At 70.0% G+C, this 20,570-nt stretch carries 23 protein-coding genes and 3 pseudogenes; 12 read left to right on the top strand and 14 right to left on the bottom strand.

The features are described from left to right. Positions 1–230 precede the first annotated feature (230 nt). From ACFLIM_RS04555 to ACFLIM_RS04525, 7 genes are read left to right on the top strand one after another with little or no spacing between them, the layout of a single operon-like run. On the top strand, positions 231–533 hold the full coding sequence (locus ACFLIM_RS04555; protein WP_393162177.1) for an urease subunit gamma: 303 nt from the start codon (positions 231–233) through the stop codon (positions 531–533). After that, positions 530–841, top strand: a complete 312-nt coding sequence (locus tag ACFLIM_RS04550; protein WP_393162175.1) for an urease subunit beta — start codon at positions 530–532, stop codon at positions 839–841. Before ACFLIM_RS04555 ends, ACFLIM_RS04550 begins: the two co-directional genes overlap by 4 nt. Then, on the top strand, positions 834–2,549 hold the full coding sequence (locus tag ACFLIM_RS04545) for an urease subunit alpha (protein WP_393162173.1): 1,716 nt from the start codon (positions 834–836) through the stop codon (positions 2,547–2,549). The genes ACFLIM_RS04550 and ACFLIM_RS04545 overlap by 8 nt, the downstream gene beginning before the upstream one ends. Further along, positions 2,549–3,226, top strand: coding sequence for an urease accessory protein UreF (locus ACFLIM_RS04540; protein ID WP_393162171.1), 678 nt, complete (start codon positions 2,549–2,551; stop codon positions 3,224–3,226). The genes ACFLIM_RS04545 and ACFLIM_RS04540 overlap by 1 nt, the downstream gene beginning before the upstream one ends. A 14-nt stretch (positions 3,227–3,240) precedes the next feature. Then, positions 3,241–3,915 (top strand): urease accessory protein UreG, encoded by a 675-nt coding sequence (ureG, locus tag ACFLIM_RS04535; RefSeq protein WP_393162169.1) that lies wholly within the window; start codon positions 3,241–3,243, stop codon positions 3,913–3,915. After that, the gene (locus tag ACFLIM_RS04530; RefSeq protein ID WP_393162167.1) at positions 3,915–4,709 is read left to right on the top strand and encodes an urease accessory protein UreD; all 795 of its coding nucleotides are present in this window, start codon (positions 3,915–3,917) and stop codon (positions 4,707–4,709) included. The genes ureG and ACFLIM_RS04530 overlap by 1 nt, the downstream gene beginning before the upstream one ends. 4 nt (positions 4,710–4,713) lie before the next feature. Further along, positions 4,714–5,187: a hypothetical protein gene (locus tag ACFLIM_RS04525; protein ID WP_393162165.1), complete on the top strand. Its 474-nt coding sequence runs from the start codon at positions 4,714–4,716 to the stop codon at positions 5,185–5,187. Here the strand turns inward: ACFLIM_RS04525 and era are convergent. The 10 genes and pseudogenes from era to ACFLIM_RS04475 form a co-directional block, all read right to left on the bottom strand. Beyond that, entirely contained in the window at positions 5,178–6,086 is a 909-nt protein-coding gene (era, locus tag ACFLIM_RS04520; protein ID WP_393162163.1) for a GTPase Era, read from the bottom strand. The genes ACFLIM_RS04525 and era overlap by 10 nt on opposite strands. 18 nt (positions 6,087–6,104) lie before the next feature. Then, positions 6,105–6,581 (bottom strand): NUDIX domain-containing protein, encoded by a 477-nt coding sequence (locus ACFLIM_RS04515; protein ID WP_393162161.1) that lies wholly within the window; start codon positions 6,579–6,581, stop codon positions 6,105–6,107. Between the two features lies 1 nt (position 6,582). Beyond that, positions 6,583–6,900 carry a cytidine deaminase gene (locus ACFLIM_RS04510; RefSeq protein ID WP_393162159.1) on the bottom strand — a complete coding sequence of 106 codons (318 nt, stop codon included), beginning with the start codon at positions 6,898–6,900 and terminating at the stop codon, positions 6,583–6,585. 30 nt (positions 6,901–6,930) lie between these two features. Further along, the gene (locus tag ACFLIM_RS04505; RefSeq protein ID WP_393162157.1) at positions 6,931–7,557 is read right to left on the bottom strand and encodes a hypothetical protein; all 627 of its coding nucleotides are present in this window, start codon (positions 7,555–7,557) and stop codon (positions 6,931–6,933) included. A 316-nt stretch (positions 7,558–7,873) separates the two neighbouring features. Continuing rightward, positions 7,874–9,169 (bottom strand): hemolysin family protein, encoded by a 1,296-nt coding sequence (locus tag ACFLIM_RS04500; protein WP_393162155.1) that lies wholly within the window; start codon positions 9,167–9,169, stop codon positions 7,874–7,876. Next, positions 9,166–9,642 carry an rRNA maturation RNase YbeY gene (gene ybeY / locus ACFLIM_RS04495; RefSeq protein ID WP_393162153.1) on the bottom strand — a complete coding sequence of 159 codons (477 nt, stop codon included), beginning with the start codon at positions 9,640–9,642 and terminating at the stop codon, positions 9,166–9,168. The genes ACFLIM_RS04500 and ybeY overlap by 4 nt, the downstream gene beginning before the upstream one ends. Before the next feature lie 39 nt (positions 9,643–9,681). Then, positions 9,682–10,026: pseudogene (locus tag ACFLIM_RS04490) on the bottom strand (PhoH family protein); the annotation flags it as partial. Positions 10,027–10,305: 279 nt separating this feature from the next. Then, positions 10,306–10,452: pseudogene (locus tag ACFLIM_RS04485) on the bottom strand (LAGLIDADG family homing endonuclease); the annotation flags it as partial. A 645-nt stretch (positions 10,453–11,097) separates the two neighbouring features. Next, positions 11,098–11,727, bottom strand: a pseudogene (locus ACFLIM_RS04480) (PhoH family protein); the annotation flags it as partial. A 201-nt stretch (positions 11,728–11,928) separates the two neighbouring features. Continuing rightward, positions 11,929–12,273 carry a histidine triad nucleotide-binding protein gene (locus ACFLIM_RS04475; RefSeq protein ID WP_393162152.1) on the bottom strand — a complete coding sequence of 115 codons (345 nt, stop codon included), beginning with the start codon at positions 12,271–12,273 and terminating at the stop codon, positions 11,929–11,931. A 281-nt stretch (positions 12,274–12,554) separates the two neighbouring features. On the opposite strand from ACFLIM_RS04475, the gene ACFLIM_RS04470 reads away from it, so the two are divergent. Together ACFLIM_RS04470 and ACFLIM_RS04465 are read left to right on the top strand one after the other, a co-directional pair. Next, positions 12,555–13,067 carry a SigE family RNA polymerase sigma factor gene (locus ACFLIM_RS04470; RefSeq protein WP_393162520.1) on the top strand — a complete coding sequence of 171 codons (513 nt, stop codon included), beginning with the start codon at positions 12,555–12,557 and terminating at the stop codon, positions 13,065–13,067. Further along, positions 13,064–13,702, top strand: a complete 639-nt coding sequence (locus tag ACFLIM_RS04465) for a hypothetical protein (RefSeq protein ID WP_393162150.1) — start codon at positions 13,064–13,066, stop codon at positions 13,700–13,702. Before ACFLIM_RS04470 ends, ACFLIM_RS04465 begins: the two co-directional genes overlap by 4 nt. A 7-nt stretch (positions 13,703–13,709) precedes the next feature. Here the strand turns inward: ACFLIM_RS04465 and ACFLIM_RS04460 are convergent, their stop codons facing one another. The 3 genes from ACFLIM_RS04460 to hrcA are packed head-to-tail and all read right to left on the bottom strand — an operon-like array spanning position 13,710 to position 16,601. Next, on the bottom strand, positions 13,710–14,435 hold the full coding sequence (locus ACFLIM_RS04460) for a 16S rRNA (uracil(1498)-N(3))-methyltransferase (protein WP_393162148.1): 726 nt from the start codon (positions 14,433–14,435) through the stop codon (positions 13,710–13,712). Position 14,436: 1 nt separating this feature from the next. After that, the gene (gene dnaJ / locus ACFLIM_RS04455) at positions 14,437–15,576 is read right to left on the bottom strand and encodes a molecular chaperone DnaJ (protein WP_393162146.1); all 1,140 of its coding nucleotides are present in this window, start codon (positions 15,574–15,576) and stop codon (positions 14,437–14,439) included. 11 nt (positions 15,577–15,587) lie between these two features. Then, positions 15,588–16,601, bottom strand: coding sequence for a heat-inducible transcriptional repressor HrcA (gene hrcA / locus ACFLIM_RS04450; RefSeq protein ID WP_393162144.1), 1,014 nt, complete (start codon positions 16,599–16,601; stop codon positions 15,588–15,590). A 518-nt stretch (positions 16,602–17,119) separates the two neighbouring features. Between hrcA and ACFLIM_RS04445 the strand changes: the two genes are divergently transcribed. From ACFLIM_RS04445 to ACFLIM_RS04435, 3 genes are read left to right on the top strand one after another with little or no spacing between them, the layout of a single operon-like run. Further along, positions 17,120–17,617: a hypothetical protein gene (locus ACFLIM_RS04445; protein WP_393162142.1), complete on the top strand. Its 498-nt coding sequence runs from the start codon at positions 17,120–17,122 to the stop codon at positions 17,615–17,617. Between the two features lie 17 nt (positions 17,618–17,634). Then, positions 17,635–18,441, top strand: a complete 807-nt coding sequence (locus ACFLIM_RS04440) for a DUF3097 domain-containing protein (RefSeq protein WP_393162141.1) — start codon at positions 17,635–17,637, stop codon at positions 18,439–18,441. Further along, the gene (locus ACFLIM_RS04435; protein WP_393162139.1) at positions 18,438–19,196 is read left to right on the top strand and encodes a DUF4870 domain-containing protein; all 759 of its coding nucleotides are present in this window, start codon (positions 18,438–18,440) and stop codon (positions 19,194–19,196) included. The genes ACFLIM_RS04440 and ACFLIM_RS04435 overlap by 4 nt, the downstream gene beginning before the upstream one ends. Here the strand turns inward: ACFLIM_RS04435 and hemW are convergent. Further along, complete coding sequence (gene hemW, locus ACFLIM_RS04430) at positions 19,193–20,413, bottom strand: radical SAM family heme chaperone HemW (RefSeq protein ID WP_393162137.1); 1,221 nt, start codon at positions 20,411–20,413, stop codon at positions 19,193–19,195. The two genes, ACFLIM_RS04435 and hemW, sit on opposite strands and share 4 nt — an antisense overlap. Positions 20,414–20,570 lie beyond the last annotated feature (157 nt).

Here is a 20,570-nt window from a genome sequence, read left to right as displayed (position 1 = left end):
CGGGAGATGCGCACGGCGGTTCCTTCCTGCCGAACTGGTTCTGGGGAAAGACCGGTTCTGCGAGAAAGGTGACTCCGCGAAATTTCCCAGGAAGATCCCGGGCGTTAATTGGCTATTGCCAAACGTTCACAAATGCACTTAACCCGACATATGGCAGTTCATCCCAGCGCGAAACCAACACGACATCCCCCGGCAACAGCATGGAAACGGCCCTTTCCTATGGTCCGGCCATGCGGCTTACCTCACACGAGCAGGAACGGCTGCTCATCCACGTCGCCGCCGGGGTGGCGCGCCAGCGCCAGGCCCGGGGCCTGCGGCTCAACCATCCCGAGGCTACCGCCATCATCGCGTCATTCCTCATGGAAGGGGCCAGGGACGGGCGCACCGTGGCAGATCTGATGGAGGCCGGGCGCTCGGTGCTCGCCCGGGCCGACGTCATGCAGGGAGTGCCGGAGATGCTGGACACCGTGCAGATCGAGGCGACGTTCCCGGACGGCACGAAGCTGGTCACCGTACACAGGCCGATCCCGTGATCCCCGGCGAATACGTTCACCCGGAGGGCTCTCTCGCCCTCAACCCGGGGCGCGAGCGGGTGACGGTACGGGTGGTCAACACGGCCGACCGGCCGGTGCAGGTGGGCTCGCACTACCACTTCGCGGCCGCGAACCCGGGGCTGGAGTTCGACCGGAAGGCGGCCTGGGGGATGCGGCTCGACGTACCCGCCGGGACGGCGGTCAGGTTCGAGCCGGGCGTCGAGCGCGACGTGACGCTGGTGCCTCTGGCGGGCCACCGCGTCGTGCCGGGCCTGCGACCGGAGTGGGCGGGGCCGCTCGATGTCTGACGGAGCTCGGATCTCGCGCGCCCGCTACGCGGCGCTCTACGGGCCCACCGTCGGCGACCAGATCCGGCTGGCCGACACCGACCTGTTCGTGGAGGTCACCGAGGACCGGTCGATGGGGCCTTCGGGACCCGGCGACGAGGCCGTGTTCGGCGGCGGCAAGGTGATCCGCGAGTCCATGGGGCAGGCGCGGACCACCCGGGCGGAGGGCGCGGCCGACCTGGTCATCACCGGCGCGGTGATCCTCGACCACTGGGGCGTGGTGAAGGCCGACGTCGGCATCCGCGACGGCCGCATCTACGCCATCGGCAAGGCCGGCAACCCCGACACGATGGACGGCGTGGACCTGGTCATCGGGCCGTCCACGGAGGTGCTCGCGGGCAACGGCAAGATCCTCACCGCCGGGGCCGTCGACTCGCACGTCCACCTGATCGGCCCGCAGCTGCTCGACGAGGCCATCGGATCCGGTGTCACCACGATCGTCGGGGGCGGCACCGGGCCCGTCGAGGGCACCAAGGCGACCACCGTCACCGGGGCCTGGTATCTGGGCCGGATGCTGGAGTCGCTGGACGCGTACCCACTGAACTTCGCGCTGCTCGGCAAGGGCAACACGGTCAGCACCGACGGCCTGCTGGAGCAGCTCGAGGCCGGGGCCTCCGGGTTCAAGCTGCACGAGGACTGGGGCACCACGCCCGCCGCCATCGACGCCTGCCTGAGCGTGGCCGACGCGTCCGGGGTGCAGGTCACGATCCACACGGACACGCTGAACGAGGCCGGGTTCGTCGAGTCGACGCTCAAGGCCATCGGGGATCGCACAATTCACGCGTACCACACGGAGGGGGCGGGCGGCGGGCACGCGCCCGACATCATCCGGGTGGCCGCCTACCCCAACATCCTGCCCTCCTCCACCAACCCGACCAGGCCGCACACCATCAACACCCTCGACGAGCACCTCGACATGCTGATGGTCTGCCACCACCTCAACCCGTCGATCCCCGAGGACCTGGCCTTCGCCGAGTCGCGCATCAGGCCCACCACGATGGCCGCCGAGGACGTGCTGCACGACCTGGGGGCGATCTCCATGATCGGCTCCGACTCGCAGGCGATGGGGCGCATCGGCGAGACGATCATCCGCACCTGGCAGACGGCCCACGTCATGAAGGCGCGGCGGGGCTCGCTGGGTGGTCCTGCGGACAATCTGCGTGCGCGCCGCTATATCGCAAAATATACGATATGTCCGGCTATCGCCCATGGGCTGGACGCCGAGCTCGGCTCCGTCGAGCTCGGCAAGCTCGCCGACCTCGTCCTCTGGGACCCGGCGTTCTTCGGGGTCAAGCCGGACCTGGTGGTCAAGGGCGGCGTGGTGGCCTGGGCCCAGATGGGCGACGCCAACGCCTCCATCCCCACCCCCCAGCCGGTGCTGCCCCGTCCCATGTTCGGCGCCTCCCCGGTCACCGCCGCCGCCACCTCCCTCCACTTCGTCTCTCCGCTCGCCCTGGAGTCCGGTCTCGCCGACAGGCTGTCCGTACGCCGCCGCCTGGCCCCGGTGGCGGACGTACGCAGCCGGGGGAAGTCCTCGATGCCCCTCAACGACGCGTTGCCCAGGATCGAGGTGGCGCCGGACACCTTCGAGGTCCGCATCGACGGCAGCCTCGTCGAACCCGCCCCCGCCACCCGCCTCCCCATGGCCCAGCGCTACTTCCTGTTCTGATGCACCCCGCCCTGCTCCTCCTCACCGACTCCCGCCTCCCGGCCGGAGGCCACGCCCACTCGGGTGGCACCGAACAGGCCGTCACGTCGGGGGCGGTCCACGACGTGCCCTCACTGGCCCGCTTCCTGAGGGGCCGCCTCCACACCGCGGGCGCAGTCACCGCCGCCCTGACGGCCGCGGCCTGCGCCCAAGCCTCCTGGACGACTGCCGTCCCCGAGCCTTGGCCACGACTCGATGCCGAGGTGGACGCCAGGACCGCCAGTCCCGCCCAGCGGGACGCCTCCAGGACGCAAGGGCGGCTCCTCCTGAGGGTCGCCCGCCGGGTGTGGCCGTCGCCGGTGCTGGACGCGCTGGCGACCGCCGTACCGAATCCCCATCATCCGATCGCGCTCGGAGCGGCGGCGCACGCGGCCGGGGCCACGCCGGAGGAGGCGGCCGTGGCGGCGGCGTACCACGCGATCAGCGGCCCGGCCACGGCGGCGGTCCGGCTCCTGGGCCTGGACCCGGTCGCCGTGCACGGCCTGCTGGCCGACCTCACCCCCGACCTCACCGCCGTAGCCGCGCAAGCCTGCCTCGAAGCCCCCGGCTGGGAGGCTCTCCCCGCGTACTCAGCACCAGCATTGGACCTCCTGGCCGAGCAGCACGCGTCGGCCGCGGTCAGGCTGTTCGTCTCATAGGAAGGACACACGATATGGGCGCCAATCACGACGATCACCACCACGCCCCCGACGGCCGCGGCCGGGCGCTGCGCCTCGGGGTGGGCGGCCCCGTAGGCAGCGGCAAGACCGCCCTGGTGGCGGCCCTGTGCAGGACACTGGGCCCGACGCTCTCCCTGGGCGTGGTGACGAACGACATCTACACCACGGAGGACGCCGACTTCCTGCGCAAGGCGGGCGTGCTCGACCAGGAACGCATCCTCGCCGTCGAGACCGGCTGCTGCCCCCACACCGCCATCCGCGACGACATCGCCGCCAACCTCGACGCCGTGGAAACCCTGGAATACCGGTTCGGCCCGCTGGACCTGGTGATCGTGGAGAGCGGTGGCGACAACCTGACGGCCACGTTCAGCCGGGGTCTGGCGGACCGGCAGATCTTCGTCCTGGACGTGTCGGGCGGCGACAAGGTGCCGCGCAAGGGCGGCCCCGGCGTCACCACGGCCGACCTGCTGGTCATCAACAAGACCGACCTGGCCCCGATGGTGGGCGCCGACCTGGGCGTGATGGCCCGTGACGCGGCCGCCGTGCGCGGTGAGCGGCCCGTCATGTTCACCTCGATCAGGCAGGACCCCACCGCCGTCACCGTCGCCGACTGGGTCTCCGACCAGGTGTCGGTCTGGGCGCACACCCACGCGGCCCCCGTCTCCTGATGTCCGGGCAGCCCCTTCATGACGTGGGCCGCCGGGCGATGCGGGCCCGCGCCGCCGTGGCGACCGCCCGGTCGCCCGACGGCCGGACCATCGTGCACCGCCTGGCCTCGGCGCCTCCGCTGACGCTGCGCCAGACGGGCCCGTACACCGTCCACCTCGTCTCCACCGCGGCGGGCCCGCTCGGCGGCGACCGGCTGGCGCTGGACCTGGACGTCGCCCCGCGCACCACCCTGGAGCTGGGCTCGGTCGCGAGCACACTGGTCCTGCCCGGCGAGGGCGAGTCCGAGATGCTGATCACCGCGAGGGTGGGCACCGGCGCCACGCTCCGCTTCACGCCGGAGCCGACGGTGCTCGCCGCCGGTTGCCGGCACCGCCTTCTGGTACGCCTCACGCTGGAGCCGGACACGACCGTGGTCTGGCGAGAGGAGATCATCTTCGGCCGGCACGGCGAGGAGCCGGGCCGCTGCCACGCCCGCTTCGACGCCACCTGCGACGGCCTCCCGCTGCTCAGGCAGGAGTTCACCATCGGCGACCCGGCGCTGGACACCTCCCCTGCCGTCTACGGCGCGGCCCGCTGCGTCGGCACCACGTTCCTCACCACCCCCGCCAAAGAACCGCTGGTGGCCGAGGGGGTCGCCGTCCTCCCGCTGGCCGGACCCGGCACCCTGGTCTCCGCCCTGGCCGCCGACGCGGTCCAGCTCCGCTCGCGCCTCGAATGGGGCGAACGCGCGGTGGTCGATGGTGACGACTCCGTTGCGTTCAGTGGTGGCGGGCGCGCGCCCGGCTTACAGTGATCGTGTGGCCGATTACCTCCAGCCCACGCCCTCCAAGCCGCGGACCCGTCGCGGCTACCCGTTGGCCGTCGTGGTCGCCGGCGCCCTCCTGGTGTTCTGCGCGGTCCTGCCGTGGGCCGGCCTGGAGGTGAAGAGCAACCTGATCGGCGGCGGGATGGTCAACGACATCCGCGGCATCGACGACACGTTCGGCGTCTACACGCTGGTGGCCGGGCTGCTGGCGCTGGCATGCGGCCTGGCGGGCCTGCTCACCCGCCCGATGATCGCCGCCCTGGCCGCCGTCCCGGGAGCCGTGGCGGTGGCGGTGCTGGTGCTGTTCATGACCGACGGCAGCGGCATGCGCGACCGGCTCTCCGTCAACCTGGGCGACGTGTTGTCGATCGGGCCGGTGATCAAGTTCGGCTGGTTCGCCGCGCTGGCCTGCTCGGTGGCCGTCGTCGTCCTGTCGATCCTCGCGCTCTTCCGCCGTCAGTCGTAGAAGCCGAGCCGGCGCAACTGCTTCGGGTCGCGCTGCCAGTCCTTGGCCACGCTGATGCGCAAATCCAGATAGACGCGGCTGCCCAGCAGCGCCTCGATCTGCTTGCGGGCGTTGGTGCCCACCTCGCGCAGCCGCTCCCCCTTGTGCCCGATGACGATCGCCTTCTGCGAGGGCCGCTCCACGAACATGTGCGCGTAGATGTCCAGCAGGTCGTCGCGCCCCTCCCGGGGCAACATCTCGTCCACGACCACGGCGATCGAGTGCGGCAACTCGTCGCGTACGCCCTCCAGCGCCGCCTCCCTGATCAACTCCCCGACCAGCACCTGCTCGGGCTCGTCCGTGAGCTGCCCGCCCTCATAGAGCGGCGGCGACTCGGGCAGGTGCTCGATCAGCACGTCCGCCAGCACGTCGAGCTGGTCACCCGACTGCGCGGACACCGGCACGATCGCCGCGAACTCCGCCACCTGCGACACCGCCAGCAACTGCTCCGCGATCCGCTCCTTGCTCGCCAGATCGCACTTGGTCACCACCGCGATGACCGGCGTCTTCTTCACCGCCGACAACTTGTCGGCGATGAACCGGTCACCCTTGCCGATCGGCTCGTTGGCGGGCACGCAGAAGCCGATCGCGTCCACCTCGGTCAGCGTGGACAACACCAGGCTGTCCAGCCGCTCGCCGAGCAGCGTGCGCGGGCGGTGCAGCCCCGGCGTGTCGACGACGATGAGCTGGGCGTCGGGCCGGTGCACGATGCCCCTGATGACCCGCCTGGTCGTCTGCGGCTTGGACGAGGTGATCGCCACCTTCGAGCCGACCAGGGCGTTCATCAGCGTGGACTTGCCGACGTTCGGCCTCCCCACGAAGCAGGCGAATCCGGCGCGATGGTTGTCTGGCGAAGTCACACTGTGCATTGTGTCCCATCAACCGGCCTGGTCACGCCACCAGGCGAACGCCGTGGGCGCCACCAGCGGCGTCCACGGGGTCGTGTGCAGCCCGGGTAGCTCCTGCTCCGGCACCCACCGGAAGTCGTTGATCTCCACGCCGTCGGGCTCGGGATCGCCCGAGACGATCGCGCAGCCGTAGACGGCGATGACGTAGCCGACCTGGTGGCCGTTCGGGTAGAGGGTGCGGAACTCCGGGCCGCCGTAGACACCGATCAGGCCGCGTACCTCGATCTCGATGCCGAGCTCCTCCCGCAGCTCCCTGACCACGGCGTCCTCGGGGCGCTCGTCGGGGTCGATGCCGCCGCCCGGCGCCGCCCAGAGTCCCACGTCGCCGTGCCGCGCCATCAGCACCCGGCCGGCCTCGTCGAACACGAACCCCGAGGCCGACGGCAACATGAGCAGCTCAGAGCCGACCTTGTCCCGCAACCTCGCCAGAAACGGCGACATGGGCATGTCAGCTCCTCAACGTGCCGTCGGGACCGGCCACGAGCAGCGACTTGACGCCCAGCTCCGCGGCCACGGCCTCGTCGGCGGCGCTCGGCCCGCCCTCGCTGACCAGCGCGACGGCCTCCAGGGACCGCGCACCGCTGGAGATCGCCATGGCCGCCGCCACCTGCACCGCCGACAACGTCAGCGCGGCCAGCGACACGTTCGTCGCCGAGTACGTACGGCCGGTCTCATCCCGTACGGCGGCCCCTTCCGCGGAGCCGTTGCGCGCCCTGGCGGCCCGGGCCAGAGTGATGATCTTGCTGTCTTCAGGATCGAGAGTCACGCAACCCAGGTTAGCCAGGACGGATCCGTCTCAGGCGGCGGCCATGGAGATGACCGCCTCGACCACCTTGGCGGTACGGCCGGCGTCCACGTCGTCGACGCCCGTGTGCACCACGGACACCAGGGTGTCGCCCACCCGCGACAACACGACGTCCAGCGCGTACGGGTAGCCGTTCAGCCGCCCGCGCAGCCGCGCGCCCACGGCCTCGTCACCGGCGTCCTCGACCTCCAGGTCCTGCACCCGCAGGTTGGTGCCGCCGGAGACGCGGACCGCCCGGCACGACTGCAGCGCCTCGGCCAGGTCGTCGAGGCGCTCCTCGGCCTCCCCGCCCGCGTACCGCGCCAGCCCCACCCCGGCCTGCTCCCCCAGCCCTTCGCCGGGGTAGCTGACCGCCGCCTGTGCGGTCAGCGCCTGCCCGGGCGCGTGCCCACCCGCGGGGTCGAGCGCGGCCCGGCAGTTCCGGTCCGCCTGCCCGAACGGCACCCGCCACGCCTGCTCCGGCCTGACCGTGAAGCCGTCCGGCAACTGCGGCTCCCTGTTCAGCACCTCGCGCAACTGCGCCATGGCGCGCGGGTCGAGGACGCTCTCCGCTCCCCCGCCCCCGCATCCCGCCAGGGCGCAGGCCAGCAGCCCGCAGGCGATGATCTCGCGATTCATGATCCCCCCTGGAACGCAACGTCCCCCACCGACGAATGCGGCAATCCACCGGAGTTTCCACCAATACGCAAAAAGGGTGCCCCCATCCGGCTTTCCGGACGAGAACACCCTTTACGCCGACTCGCGTCCCAGCCGGCCCAGCCGGCCGTGACGCTGTCGTCCCCCCAGGAGCATCCTCCCGCCGCGAACCCCACCCGGCGTTCGGACGCTCCCTTTGTGACACCCACCGCACTGGATGTCGTGTTATGAGAGTGCCGGGCCGTGGTTGCAGACGACTTGTAGAACACTTGCGGCATTCGCCGGCATATGTCCGCAGCTAGTCGCGTTCGGCAGCGGCCTGTACGACCTCGTCCTCCGGAGGCGAGACCCGGCGCACGACCACGGTGCTGATGCGGTTGCGGCGGCCCGCGAGGCTCTCGGCGGTGAGCGCGAGCCCGGCCACCTCCGCCTGCGACCCGGCGATCGGCACCCGCCCGAGCGCATGGGCGAGCAGCCCGCCCACGGTCTCCACGTCGTCCACCTCGATCTCGGTGTCGAACAGCTCGGCCAGCTCGTCGACCGGCATCCGGGCCGTCACCCGGAGAGCACCGCCGGGCATGGGCTCGACCCGGGGCGCCTCCTGGTCGTATTCGTCGGTGATCTCGCCGACGATCTCCTCCAGCACGTCCTCGATCGTGACCAGGCCGGCGGTGCCGCCGTACTCGTCGATGACGATGGCCATGTGGATCTGGCGGGCCTGCATCTCGCGCATGAGCTGGTCGATGGGCTTGCTCTCGGGCACGTACGTGGCCGAACGCATGATCGACTCGACCGGCTCCTTGCCGCCGCCCTCGCCGGACTCGTGGATCTTGCGGGCGATGTCCTTGAGGTAGGCGATGCCGATGACGTCGTCCTCGTTCTCGCCCACGACCGGGATGCGGGAGAACCCGCTGCGCAGCGCCAGCGACAGGGCCTGGCTGATGCTCTTGCCGCGCTCGATGTAGACCATGTCGGTGCGCGGCACCATCACCTCGCGCACCAGCGTGTCGCCCAGTTCGAAGACCGAATGGATCATCTCGCGCTCGTCGGGCTCGATCACCCTGCGCTCCTCGGCCAGGTCGACCAGGTCACGCAGCTCGGCCTCCGAGGTGAACGGGCCGTCGCGGAACCCCTTGCCCGGGGTCAGGGCGTTGCCGAGCAGGATGAGCAGCCTGGGCAGGGGGCCGAAGATGCGCGTCAGGCCGTACACGATGGGGGCGCTGGCCAGCGCGACCGGCTCGGCGTGCTGGCGGCCCAGCGTCCGCGGCATGACGCCGACCACCACGTAGCTGGTCACGATCATCACGACGGCGGCCCAGACGTAGGCCCAGCCCTGGTCGTTCAGGAGATCGATGAACAGCAGCGTCGCGATGACCGTGGCGACCAGCTCACAGCTCAGCCTGAGCAGCAGCAGCAGGTTGAGGTAGTGCGGCGGGTCGGTCACGATGGCCTGCAGCCGCACCGCGCCCCGCCTGGCCTCGCGCACGTATTCCTCGGCCCGCACCCTGGAGATGCGCGTCAGCGCCGTCTCCGCGCCGGCGATCAGGCCACCGACGATCACGAGGGCGACGGCCAACAGCAACCAGGCGTTCACCGCGGGTCGCGCACCCCCTGCCACGACTCCAGGAGCCGAGCCTGCAGACCGAACATCTCCTTGTGCTCCTCAGGCTCGGCGTGGTCGTAGCCGAGCAGGTGGAGGATGCCGTGGGTGCACAGCAGCTCCAGCTCGTCCGTGGTGCTGTGCCCCGCCTCCTTCGCCTGCCTGGCGGCCACCTGCGGGCAGAGCACGACGTCGCCGAGCAGCGCCGGGTCGGCCGGACTCTCGGAGTCGCCACGCGCGCCGCCGCCCGGACGCAGCTCGTCCATCGGGAACGCCAGCACGTCGGTCGGGCCGGGCTCGCCCATCCACTTCTCGTGCAACTCGGCCATGGCGTCCTCGTCGACTACCACGATGGACAACTCGGCCAGCGGGTTGATCCCCATCTCACCGAGCACATGGGCAGCCAGCGCGCCGAGATCCTCCTCGTCAACCCCGGCACCGGACTCGTTGTTGATCTCAATGCTCACGATCGCTCACCCCGTCTGAAGGGGGGCCGGCCGTGGCGCTCAGCGCTCATCATCGCTCACCCGCCGCTTCCCCCGCTGCTGCTGCAGGCGCTTGGGCTCCTGCAGCGCGTCGTAGCGCCCGTAGGCGTCGACGATGTCGCTCACCAGCTTGTGACGGACCACGTCGGCGCTGGACAGGCGCGAGAAGTGGATGTCGGCGATGCCGTCGAGGATCTCCTGGACGACCCGTAGCCCGCTCACCGTGCCCGAGGGCAGGTCGACCTGCGTCACGTCACCGGTCACCACGATCTTGGAGTTGAACCCGAGCCTGGTGAGGAACATCTTCATCTGCTCGGCCGAGGAGTTCTGCGCCTCGTCGAGGATGATGAACGCGTCGTTGAGGGTGTTGTGAGTGAGCAGGAAGTCCTCGGTGACGTAGAGCGAATCCTCTGCTGCCACCTGGATGCACACGCATTCCGCCGTACCGCGCGGCTCGATGCGGTCAACGAAGCGCATGGGACGGCCGCCTCCGGACGCCTTGTAGCTCTCCGCCTTCCGAGACAACCGGAAGGGCTCGATGCCCTCCGGAAGCCGGATGTCGAGGATGTACGCATCGTGGCGGTGGTGAACCTGCCTCCCTCTCGCCAGTCCCGGCTTGTGCTCTGCCGCGGGGCGGGTGCGCCAATAGACCACGCCCCCGAGGGACTGGACGAGGAAGACGACGTCGTCACGAAGGCGCGGGGATACGGTGGTGAACTGGATCCTGCACGTGCGGCCTTCCTGGGTGACAGGACCTCCGTCAGCGTCGAGCAGCCCCTGAAGAACCGCCATCCTGATCTCCGGCGTGTTACGGAGATAGACCTCAGGGACAAACTTTGTGTGCGATCCGCAGCCCGACAGGTCCAGCCGGCGCATGACGTGGGTGATCGGATTGGCGACCGTCACGCTGTCTCCGGGCTGCCTCACCCGATTGAGCACGTAGTCCGGCCCGCCCTTCGGCCTCGCCTGCACGCCGGGGAGAGCACGCTCGAGCGCCTCAACGAGTTCCTGGTCGTTCGTGGCGAAACTCGGGGTCGTCGTCCCGGTGACGCATCCGTCTCCCAGGAGCAGGCCAAGCGCGTAGGGGTCCATGGGAACGTCGCGCTCGGGGAAGCGGACCGGCGCACTCAGCAGTGGCAACTCCCACTTCCGGTAATGAGCCGTCCGCAGGTCGCCGATCATCTCCTTCGTCTCCAGCACCCGCCACGGCTTTCCTCGATCGCCGTCATCGCGCGTGCGGACCGCCCAGAGGTGGTCTTCGGAGGCGAGCACCGAAGCACCGTCCTGGCTGTAGAGCCGATAGATCTTCTTCTCCCCCTGCGGATAGACGCCCAGCACGGGAGTCGGCTCACCGTTCGACCCGATGACGAGGTCACCGATCTCCAGTTCCCCGATTGAGCGGAAGCCGTCCGGGGTAAGCACGCCTGTGCCAAGCGGCATTGCTCTACCCCGCATGTACGCGAGCGGCGCGACCTCGATCGTGCCCGCGGCCATCAGCTTGGGGATGGAGTCGGGGTCGATCATGTCGTGCAGCGCGTCGTAGAGCGGCCGCAGGTAGGGGTCGATCTTCTCGTAGAGGGTGCCGGGCAGGAAGCCCAGCCGCTCCCCCGCCTCGACGGCCGGGCGGGTCAGGATGATCCGGTTGACCCGCTTCTCCTGCAGCGCGCGCACGGCCTTGGCCATCGCGAGATAGGTCTTGCCGGTGCCCGCGGGGCCGATGGCGAACACGATCGTGTGCTTGTCGATCGCGTCGACGTAGCGCTTCTGGTTGACCGTCTTCGGCCTGATCGTGCGCCCGCGCGAGGAGAGGATGTCGAGGGAGAGCACCTCGGCGGGGCGGTCGGAGGTCATGCGCAGCATGGCGATGCTGCGCTCGACCGCGTCGGGGGTGAGCTCGCCACCGCTGCGCAGCACCTCGACCAGCTCCTCGAACAGCCGCACCACGGTGCCGCTCTCGTCGGGGGAGCCGGTGACGGTGATCTCGTTGCCACGTACGTGGATGTCGGCCCTGAAGGCGCCCTCGATGACGCGGAGCAGCTCGTCGCGGGAGCCCAGGAGGCTGACCATCGGGTATTCGTCCGGTATCAGCACCTTGGCTTGAGTGCGCGAGGGAGGTGCTGTGCGTCGGGATTCGTGTAGTTCGGACATGGGCAGGCCAGCGGCCTGATGCCTCCCGGTCTCTTTCGGTGTACTTCTCCGCCCATCGTAGCCGGGACCAGGCTGATTGCTCGCGCCAATATCACCGCCACCGGATCAGCGGCGTCCGGGCTATCCGGGCGGCCAGGTGAGGGCGCGCCCGCCCAGGACGTGGGCGTGCACGTGGAAGACGGTCTGACCGGCGCCGAGGCCGGTGTTGAAGACCACCCGATAGCCGCCGTCGGCCACCCCCTCCTGCACGGCCACCGCGTGGGCGGCCTTCAGCACGTCGTCGGCGAGCCCGTCGTCGGCCTGGGCCAGCGCGGCCGCGTCGGCGTGGTGCTCCCTGGGGATGACCAGCACGTGCGTGGGGGCCTGCGGGTTGGTGTCGCGGAACGCCAGCGCCCTGTCGGTCTCGTAGACGATCTCCGCCGGGATTTCCTTGGCCACGATTTTGCAGAAGAGGCAGTCGCTCACAAACGCAACCCTATCGACCGTGGCTACTTGGGCACTCCGTTGCGAATCGGTAATCCTCTGTGTCGTGCGCAGGAAGATCCACGCGGTTAGGGTGAGTGTGCGACACTTCAGCAAAAAAACAGACGATTCAGGGTCGGGCGAGCGCCACCTGGCGAGGACACGACTGGGTAATGCACCCTAAGGAACCGGGGAAACCTCAAGAACCGGAAGAGCGTAAACCCTCTGGGAAGGCCGCGCGTCCCACTGATGTGACCACCGAAACCCTTCTGGCCGACAGGTCGATGGGGGCGGTGCCGGTCGGGTGGGATGCCGACGTGGCCGTGACAGCGCTCTATAGCGCGCACTTTCGGTCATTGGTGCGTCTCGCTGTGTTGCTGGTGCGCGATACGGCAACAGCTGAGGAAGTCGTGCAGGATGCGTTCGTCGCCATCCATGGTGCCTGGCGTAGGCTGCGTGACCCCGACAAAGCACTCGCCTACCTCCGTCAATCTGTCGTCAACCGGTCCCGTTCCGTGCTGCGTCACCGCGCGGTCGTCGAGAAGTACGCTCCTAAGGGCCTGCCTGATGCCCCGAGCGCCGAGAACGGCGCGATCGGCGAGCTGGAACGCTCCGCCGTCATCGAGGCGTTACGTGCCCTGCCGACCCGACAGAGAGAAGCACTGGTTCTGCGTTACTACGGTGATCTGTCCGAGGCTGAGATCGCCCACGCCATGGGCATCAGCAAGGGCGCGGTCAAGAGTCACACGGCACGTGGCATGGCCGCCTTGCGATCCGTCCTGGAGAAAATGTCATGACCCAGCCCCCCGACGAGTACGGCGACCTGCTGCGCCGTGCGCTCCGCGCGGAGGCGGACGCGGTCGTGCCCTCGCCGGAAGGACTGGAGATCATCCGCGCCCGCATCGAGCGGCGCGGCGTTCGCAACCTGTTCTGGTGGCGTGCGGGCGCGGCCGCCGCCAGTGCCTTGCTGGTGGCGGGAACGATCGTGATGGCCGTTCCCCAGCTGCGCTCACAGATCACCAACGAGCGCGCCTACCCCGTCAAGGACGAGACGACCTCCGAGGTCCCGTCCAACTCCTCCACCACCCGCTCCCAGCAGCCCCCGCCCGCCGAACCGACCGAACAGCCCCGCGTCGTGATCCCCCCCGTCGTCTCGAAGACTCCGACGTCGAAGCCGTCGAAGAAGGCGGACTCGACCACGAGGCCGTCGCCGTCCCCCAGCGCCACGAGCACCGAGTGCCCGTCGCCCGAGGTCGAAGAGCTCGACCCGCCCGAGGACTGTCCCATGGCCTCGCCCTCACCCTCGGTCATCGAGACGACCGTGCAGCCTTCCGCGTGTCCGCTCGACCAGTGCCCGCCCGACGACGTGACCGACGGGCCCACCGCCAACGGGGCCAGCCCGCTGGTCGACGCCACCCACACGACGCCCTGAAAGGGCGCTACCAGCGTCCGGTACGGGTGAGCAGCACAGAGGCCGCCGCCACCCCCGCCGTGGACGTACGCAGCACTGTGGACCCCAGCAACACGGGCACCGCCTTCGCCGTCCTGAACCTGGCGAGCTCCTCCTCCGAGACGCCCCCCTCCGGCCCCACGACCACCACGATGTCGCCCCCCGGCGGCAGCGGCACGCCGGACAGCGGCTCGGCCGCCTCCTCGTGCAGCACCAGCCCCTGCGCCGCGCCCGCCAGCAGCTCCTCGACCCGCGCGGTGGAGGCGGGCTCGGTCACCTCGGGGAAATGGAACCTGCGGGCCTGCTTACCCGCCTCACGAGCCGTGGACCGCCACCGGCCCAGCGCCTTGGCGACCTTGTCGCCCTTCCACTGCGTGATGCTGCGCGCGGCCGCCCAGGGCACGATCACGTCGACGCCGGCCTCGGTCATCATCTCGACCGCCAGCTCGCCCCTGTCGCCCTTGGGCAACCCCTGGACGACGACCAGCCGCGGCTTGGGCGGCTCGACCGCGTAGCGGCCCAGCACGTCCAGCTTGAGCGCGTCCTTCAGCACCTCGCGTACGACGCATTCGGCGACCGTGCCGGCTCCGTCGGTCAGATCGACCCGCTCGCCGGCCCGCAGGCGGCGTACGGAGGCCGCGTGCCGCCCCTCCGGGCCGTCGAGCGTCAGCTCCGGCCCGGCCAGCTCCTGGGCCAGGAACACCGGTACGGTCACGTCACCTTCCGTTGAAGGCGTCACGCAGGCGGGAGAAAAAACCCTGTTGCCCCGGTGCGAACTTGCCGGGCGGGCGCTCCTCACCCCGCTGCTTCGACAACTCGCGCAGCAGCTCCTCCTGCGCTGCGTCGAGGCGGGTCGGGGTCTCGACGTTGACGTGGATCAGCAGGTCGCCCCTGCCGGACTCGTTGAGCCGCTGCACGCCTCGCCCGTACATGGTGATGACCTGGCCGGACTGGGTGCCGGGGCGGACGTCGACCTCCTCGGTGCCGTCGAGCGTCTCCACCGCCAGGATGGTGCCGAGCGCGGCGGCCGTCATCGGGAGCTGGACGGTGCAGTGGAGGTCGTCGCCGCGCCGTTCGAAGATCTCGTGGGGCCGCTCGACGATCTCCAGGAAGAGGTCTCCGGGCGGGCCGCCGCCGGGGCCGACCTCGCCCTCGCCGGCGAGCTGGATGTGGGTGCCGTCCTCGACGCCCGCGGGGATGCGGACCTTGATCGTACGGCGGGTCCGCACGCGGCCGTCGCCGGAGCACTCCTGGCACGGGTGGCGGATGATGCTGCCGAACCCGCCGCACTGCGGGCATGGCCGCGAGGTCATGACCTGGCCCAGGAACGAGCGGGTGACCTGGGAGATCTCGCCACGCCCGTTGCACATGTCACACGTGTCGGGATGCGTGCCCGGCGCGGCGCCCGCCCCGTGGCAGACCTCGCAGAGCACGGCCGTGTCGACGACCAGCTCGCGGGTGGTGCCGAACGCCGTCTCGCGCAGGTCGAGCTCGACCCGGATGGTGGCGTTCCGGCCCCTGCGGGCACGCGTGCGCGGCCCCCGGGTGCCGGCCGCCGTGCCGAAGAAGGCGTCCATGATGTCGCTGAACGGGAAGCCCGCGCCGAATCCGCCCGCGCCCGCCGCCGCTCCGGCGCCGCCGAAGGGGTCGCCGCCCAGGTCGTACATCTGGCGCTTGTTCGGGTCGGACAGCACCTCGTAGGCCTGCGTGATCTCTTTGAACCGATCCTGGGTCTCAGGATCGGGGTTCACGTCGGGGTGCAGCTCGCGGGCGAGTCGGCGGTAGGCCTTCTTGATCTCGTCCTGACTGGCGTCACGGCGCACCCCGAGGGTGGCGTAGTAGTCGCTGTTTGCCACTTATCGACCTCTTAAGATGCAGCCAGGATCTGGCTGACGTATCGTGCCACCGCGCGTACGGCGCCCATCGTCACGGGATAGTCCATCCTGGTGGGACCCAGCACGCCCAGCCGGGCCAGTTGGTTGTCGCCAGAACCGTATCCGGTCGCGACGATGGATGTGCCCCGCAGGTAGGGGTTTTCCGAGCCGATGCGCACGGTGAGCGCGGACGGGGTGTCTGTGGAAGTCTCGCCGAGCAGCCGCATGAGGACGACCTGCTCCTCCAGCGCCTCGAGCACGTCGCGCAGGCCGGTGGAGAAGTCGGCGCCCGCGAGGTTGGCCGCGCCGGCGAAGACGATCTTCTCGTCGTGCCGCTCCACCAGCGTCTCGAGCAGCACCGACAGGATCGTGGCCACCACGGGCCGGTCTTCCAGGGGCAGTCGCTCCGGCAGGTCGGCGACCAGCTCGGGCACGTTGCCCAGGCCGCAACCGTCGAGGCAGGCGTTGAGCACCGCGCGCAGGTGGGCGATGCGGGTGTCCTCCACCACCTCGGGCAGCTCGATCACGCGCTGCTCGACGCGGCCGGTGTTGGTGATCAGCACGAGCATGACCCGGCGGTCGTTGAGCGGCACCAGCTCGACGTGCCTGACCGTCGAACGCGTCAGCGTCGGGTATTGCACGACCGCCACCTGCCTGGTCAGCTGCGCGAGCAGCCGGACCGTGCGGGTCACCACGTCATCGAGGTCGACCGCGCCGGCCAGGAACGTCTCGATCGCCCTGCGCTCGGCCCCCGACAGCGGCTTGACCTGCGAGAGCCGGTCGACGAACAGGCGATAGCCCTTGTCCGTCGGCACGCGGCCCGCGCTGGTGTGCGGCTGCGTGATGTAGCCCTCCTCCTCAAGCGCGGCCATGTCGTTTCTGACCGTGGCCGGGGAGACCTTGAGGTTGTGACGCTCGGCGAGCGCCTTGGAGCCCACCGGTTCGTTGGTGGACACGTAGTCTTCGACGATGGCGCGGAGCACCGCCAGCTTCCGATCGTCGAGCACGTGCTCACCTCCTGCCTCTGTCCCTACTGGGAAACGAGTCGTCTAGCACTCTGTGTTCCCGAGTGCCAAGTGTACGGCTCTCGCCCACAAGGTGCGATAACACCGGGTGCCATCCTGTTGCTAGCGTCTTACAAGCGACAGGCCTCACACTTGCGCACATGACCGACGATTCCCAGCCCCCGTCGTACGGCCCGCCGCCAGGGCAGGGTCCTTACCACGGTCAACCACAACCTCCCCAGCAACAATCTCCCCAGCCCGGGTACGGCCCGCAACCAGGCTCGCAGCCTGGATACGGCCCTCAGCCTGGCTCACAGCCCGGCTACGGCCCTCAGTCCGGTTATGGCCCTCAGTCCGGTTATGGCCCGCCACCGCAGTACGGGCCCCAGTACGGACCTCAGTACGGCCCGCCGCCTCAGTACGGACAATACGGCCAGCCACCCCAGTTCCCTCCACGAATCGACTCGAAAGCCATCAAACCGCGCCTCTGGTGGATCGCCCTCGTCTGGGGCATCGCCATCGTGTGCGCGGTCGCCGGTGTGGTCATCTTCGCCACCGGCCTGGTGAGCACCGTGTCCGAGCTGGCGCCGACCAGGACGTTCGCGTCGGGCGAAAGCGTCACGGTGCCCATCGACCCGGCGAACAAGCCGGCGATCTACATCGCCAGCGACACGGCCGTCAACTACGAGTGCGCAATCTCCGGCGGCCCCGGCCAGGCCAGGCTCGCCAAGACCACCGGCACTCAGACGGTAACGGACGGCAACGCCGTATGGGAGCAGATCCTCGTGATCAACGCGCCCGGCAAGGGCGACTACCAGCTGACCTGCACCAACCAGGAGCAGGCCACCGTACGTTACGGCGTCGGCCGCGAGCTGACCTCCGCCGCGGGCGGGATCGCCGGCGGGGTGGCCGCGCTGTTCCTGATTCCCGGCGCCGGGCTGCTCATCGCGATCGCCGGCACCGTCGTGGTCCTGGTACGCAGGAGCGGCTCCCGCAAGCGCCTTGCGGTCAGCGGGTGATTTGCTACGGTCCCCGTGTGTACGAGGGCGATGTACTTGCGGGAAATTGGCGGCGGCCGGGCAAGGGCAAGATCCCCAAAGTGCCCGCCGAGCCGGACCTCGTCGTCGAGGACGCCGACAGCGGCTTCTGCGGCGCGGTGGTGGCCTGCGACAAGGAGGCCGTCACGCTGGAGGACCGGTTCGGCAGGCGCCGCCTGTTCCCGCTCGCGCCGGCCGCGTTCCTGCTGGAGGGCAAGCCCGTGACCCTGGTACGCCCCTCGGGGGCTCCCGCGGGACCCCGGCGCAGCGCGTCGGGTTCGATCGCCGTGGAGGGCCTGCGAGCGAGAGTGGCCAGGGAGAGCCGGATCTACGTGGAGGGCGTGCACGACGCCGCCCTCGTGGAAAAGATCTGGGGCCATGACCTGCGGGTCGAGGGGGTCGTGGTCGAATATCTGGAGGGCGTGGACGATCTGCCCGCCATCGTGACGGAGTTCGCCCCCGAGCCGGGGCGCCGGCTGGGTGTGCTGGTCGACCATCTCGTGCTCGGTTCCAAGGAGAGCAGGATCGCCGCCGAGATCACCTCGCCGGACGTGCTCGTCGGCGGGCATCCGTACATCGACATCTGGCAGGCCGTCAAACCTTCCGTGCTGCGTATCCCCGGCTGGCCCGACGTGCCGCGCGGGGTGCCGTGGAAGGAGGGCGTGATCGCCGCCCTGGGCTGGCGCATGGAGCCCGCGGACGCCTGGCGGCGGATCCTCGGCGCCGTCTCGACCTACACAGACCTGGAGCCGGAGCTGCTCGGCCGGGTCGAGGAACTGATCGACTTCGTTACGGAGGCACCATGAGTCAGGACCAGCCCCAGCCACCGCCCGAGGACGACGACCGCACGCGATTCGTGTCCCCTTCGGACGTCCCACCGCCCGACGACGACCGCACACGCCGCGTCTCCCCTTCGGACATCCCCCCGAGTCAGGACTCCGGCCCTCAGCCGGGTTACGGGCAGCAACCCACCTCCGGGCCCGGCTACGGCCAGCAGCCCGGATCGCAGCCGGGCTACGGTCAACAGCCCGGCTCCCAGCCCGGCTATGGGCAGCAACCACCCAGTTACGATCAGCCCGGATACGGCCAGCCTGGATACGGCCAGCCGCCCGCGTACGGTCAGTCACAGCCCGGCTATGGACCGCCACCGCCCGGCTACGGCCCCCCGCCGCAACAGCCCGGCTACGGCTACGCCGCGGCCCCAGGCGAGCCGTACGTCCCCGGCCGCTTCGGCCCCCGCCCCGGCACCGACGACACCACGCTCGCCATGTTGTCGCACCTCCTGGGCCTGCTGGTCTCCTGGCTCGGCCCGCTGATCATCTACCTGATGAAGAAGGACGAGTCCCCCTACGTCAGGGACCAGGCCGCGGAGGCGCTCAACTTCCAGATCACGATGTTCATCGGCTACGTCGTGGCGGGCATCCTGGTGATCGTCTTCATCGGCATCCTGCTGCTGCCCGTCGTCTGGATCCTGTCCCTGATCTTCCACATCCAGGCCGCTATCGCCACGAACAAGGGCGAGAACTACCGCTACCCGTTCGCCATCCGCCTGATCACCTAGACCAGCAGATCCCTGATGAGGGCGTCGGCCAGCAGGCGCCCCTTGCGGGTGAGCACCATCAGGCCCGACCTGAACGCCTCGGGCTCCAGCAGGCCGCGCGTCAGAGCGCTCGCCACGGACGTACGCGCGGCGGGCGCCATGTCGGCGAGCGGATAGCCGGAGGCCAGCCGCAGCTCCAGCATCAGCCGCTCGGCGTCGCGGTCGTCATCGGAGAGCACCTCCCGGGCGTGGGCCGGCGAGGCGCCCGTGGCCAGCCGCTGGGCGTAGGCGGCCGGGTGTTTGACGTTCCACCAGCGGGTGCCGCCGACGTGGCTGTGCGCGCCGGGGCCCGCCGCCCACCAGTCGCCGCCGGTCCAGTAGAGCAGGTTGTGGCGGCAGCGCGCGTCGTCGGAGCCGGCCCAGTTGGACACCTCGTACCAGCGGAACCCGGCCTCGGCCAGCATCTCGTCGGCGATCTGGTAGCGGTCGGCGGCCACGTCGTCGTCGGGCATGGGCAACTCGCCGCGCCTGATCCTGGCGGCCAGCCTGGTGCCGTCCTCGACGATCAGCGAGTACGCCGACACGTGGTCGGGCCCGGCCTCGATCGCCGCGGCCAGCGAGGCCCGCCAGTCGTCGTCGGACTCACCGGGCGTGCTGTAGATCAGGTCCAGGTTGACGTGCTCGAACCCGGCCGCCTTCGCCTCGCGGACGGCCGCCGCCGCCCGGCCCGGCGTGTGCCTGCGGTCGAGCACCTGGAGCACGTGCTCGCGCGCACTCTGCATGCCGAAGCTGACCCGGTTGAACCCGCCGTGGCGGAGCTTGTCCAGATAGGCGGGGTCCACCGACTCCGGATTGGCCTCCGTGGTGACCTCGGCCTCCGGTCTCAGGCCGAACTCGGAGTCGATCGCGGCCAGGATTCTGGCCAGGTCCTCGGGAGGCAGCAGGGTGGGCGTGCCGCCGCCGAAGAACACCGTCTCCACCGGCAGGTCGGCGGTGCCCAGGACGCGGCGCGCGAGGCGTACCTCCTCGATGACCGTGTCCGCGTAGTCCCGGTGCGAAGCGCCGGGACCCAGCTCGGCGGCGGTGTAGGTGTTGAAGTCGCAGTAGCCGCAGCGGGTCACGCAGAACGGCACGTGCACGTAGAAGCCGAACGGGCGCTCGCCGAGGCCCCTCAGGGCGCTGTCGGGCAGCTCGCCCGAGGTGGGCGCGGGATCGCCGTCAGGCAGGGTGGATGGCACACCTACCAGTTTGCCCGGCCCGCAAGGGTGCTCCAATCCAACCGCTGATGTCGAGTCCGGAAGAGGTCGCGCGGATCGTTGACGGTGGGGAACGGCGGCTCTACGATCGCGTCTAACTTATAGGAAAGTTTCTTATAAGTGCGCCTCCCGGGAGCCG

Source organism: Nonomuraea marmarensis, assembly GCF_043197025.1.
Classification (GTDB): domain Bacteria; phylum Actinomycetota; class Actinomycetes; order Streptosporangiales; family Streptosporangiaceae; genus Nonomuraea; species Nonomuraea marmarensis.
Note: the sequence above shows the minus strand (reverse complement) of the source record. Positions and strands in the feature narration are given on the sequence as shown.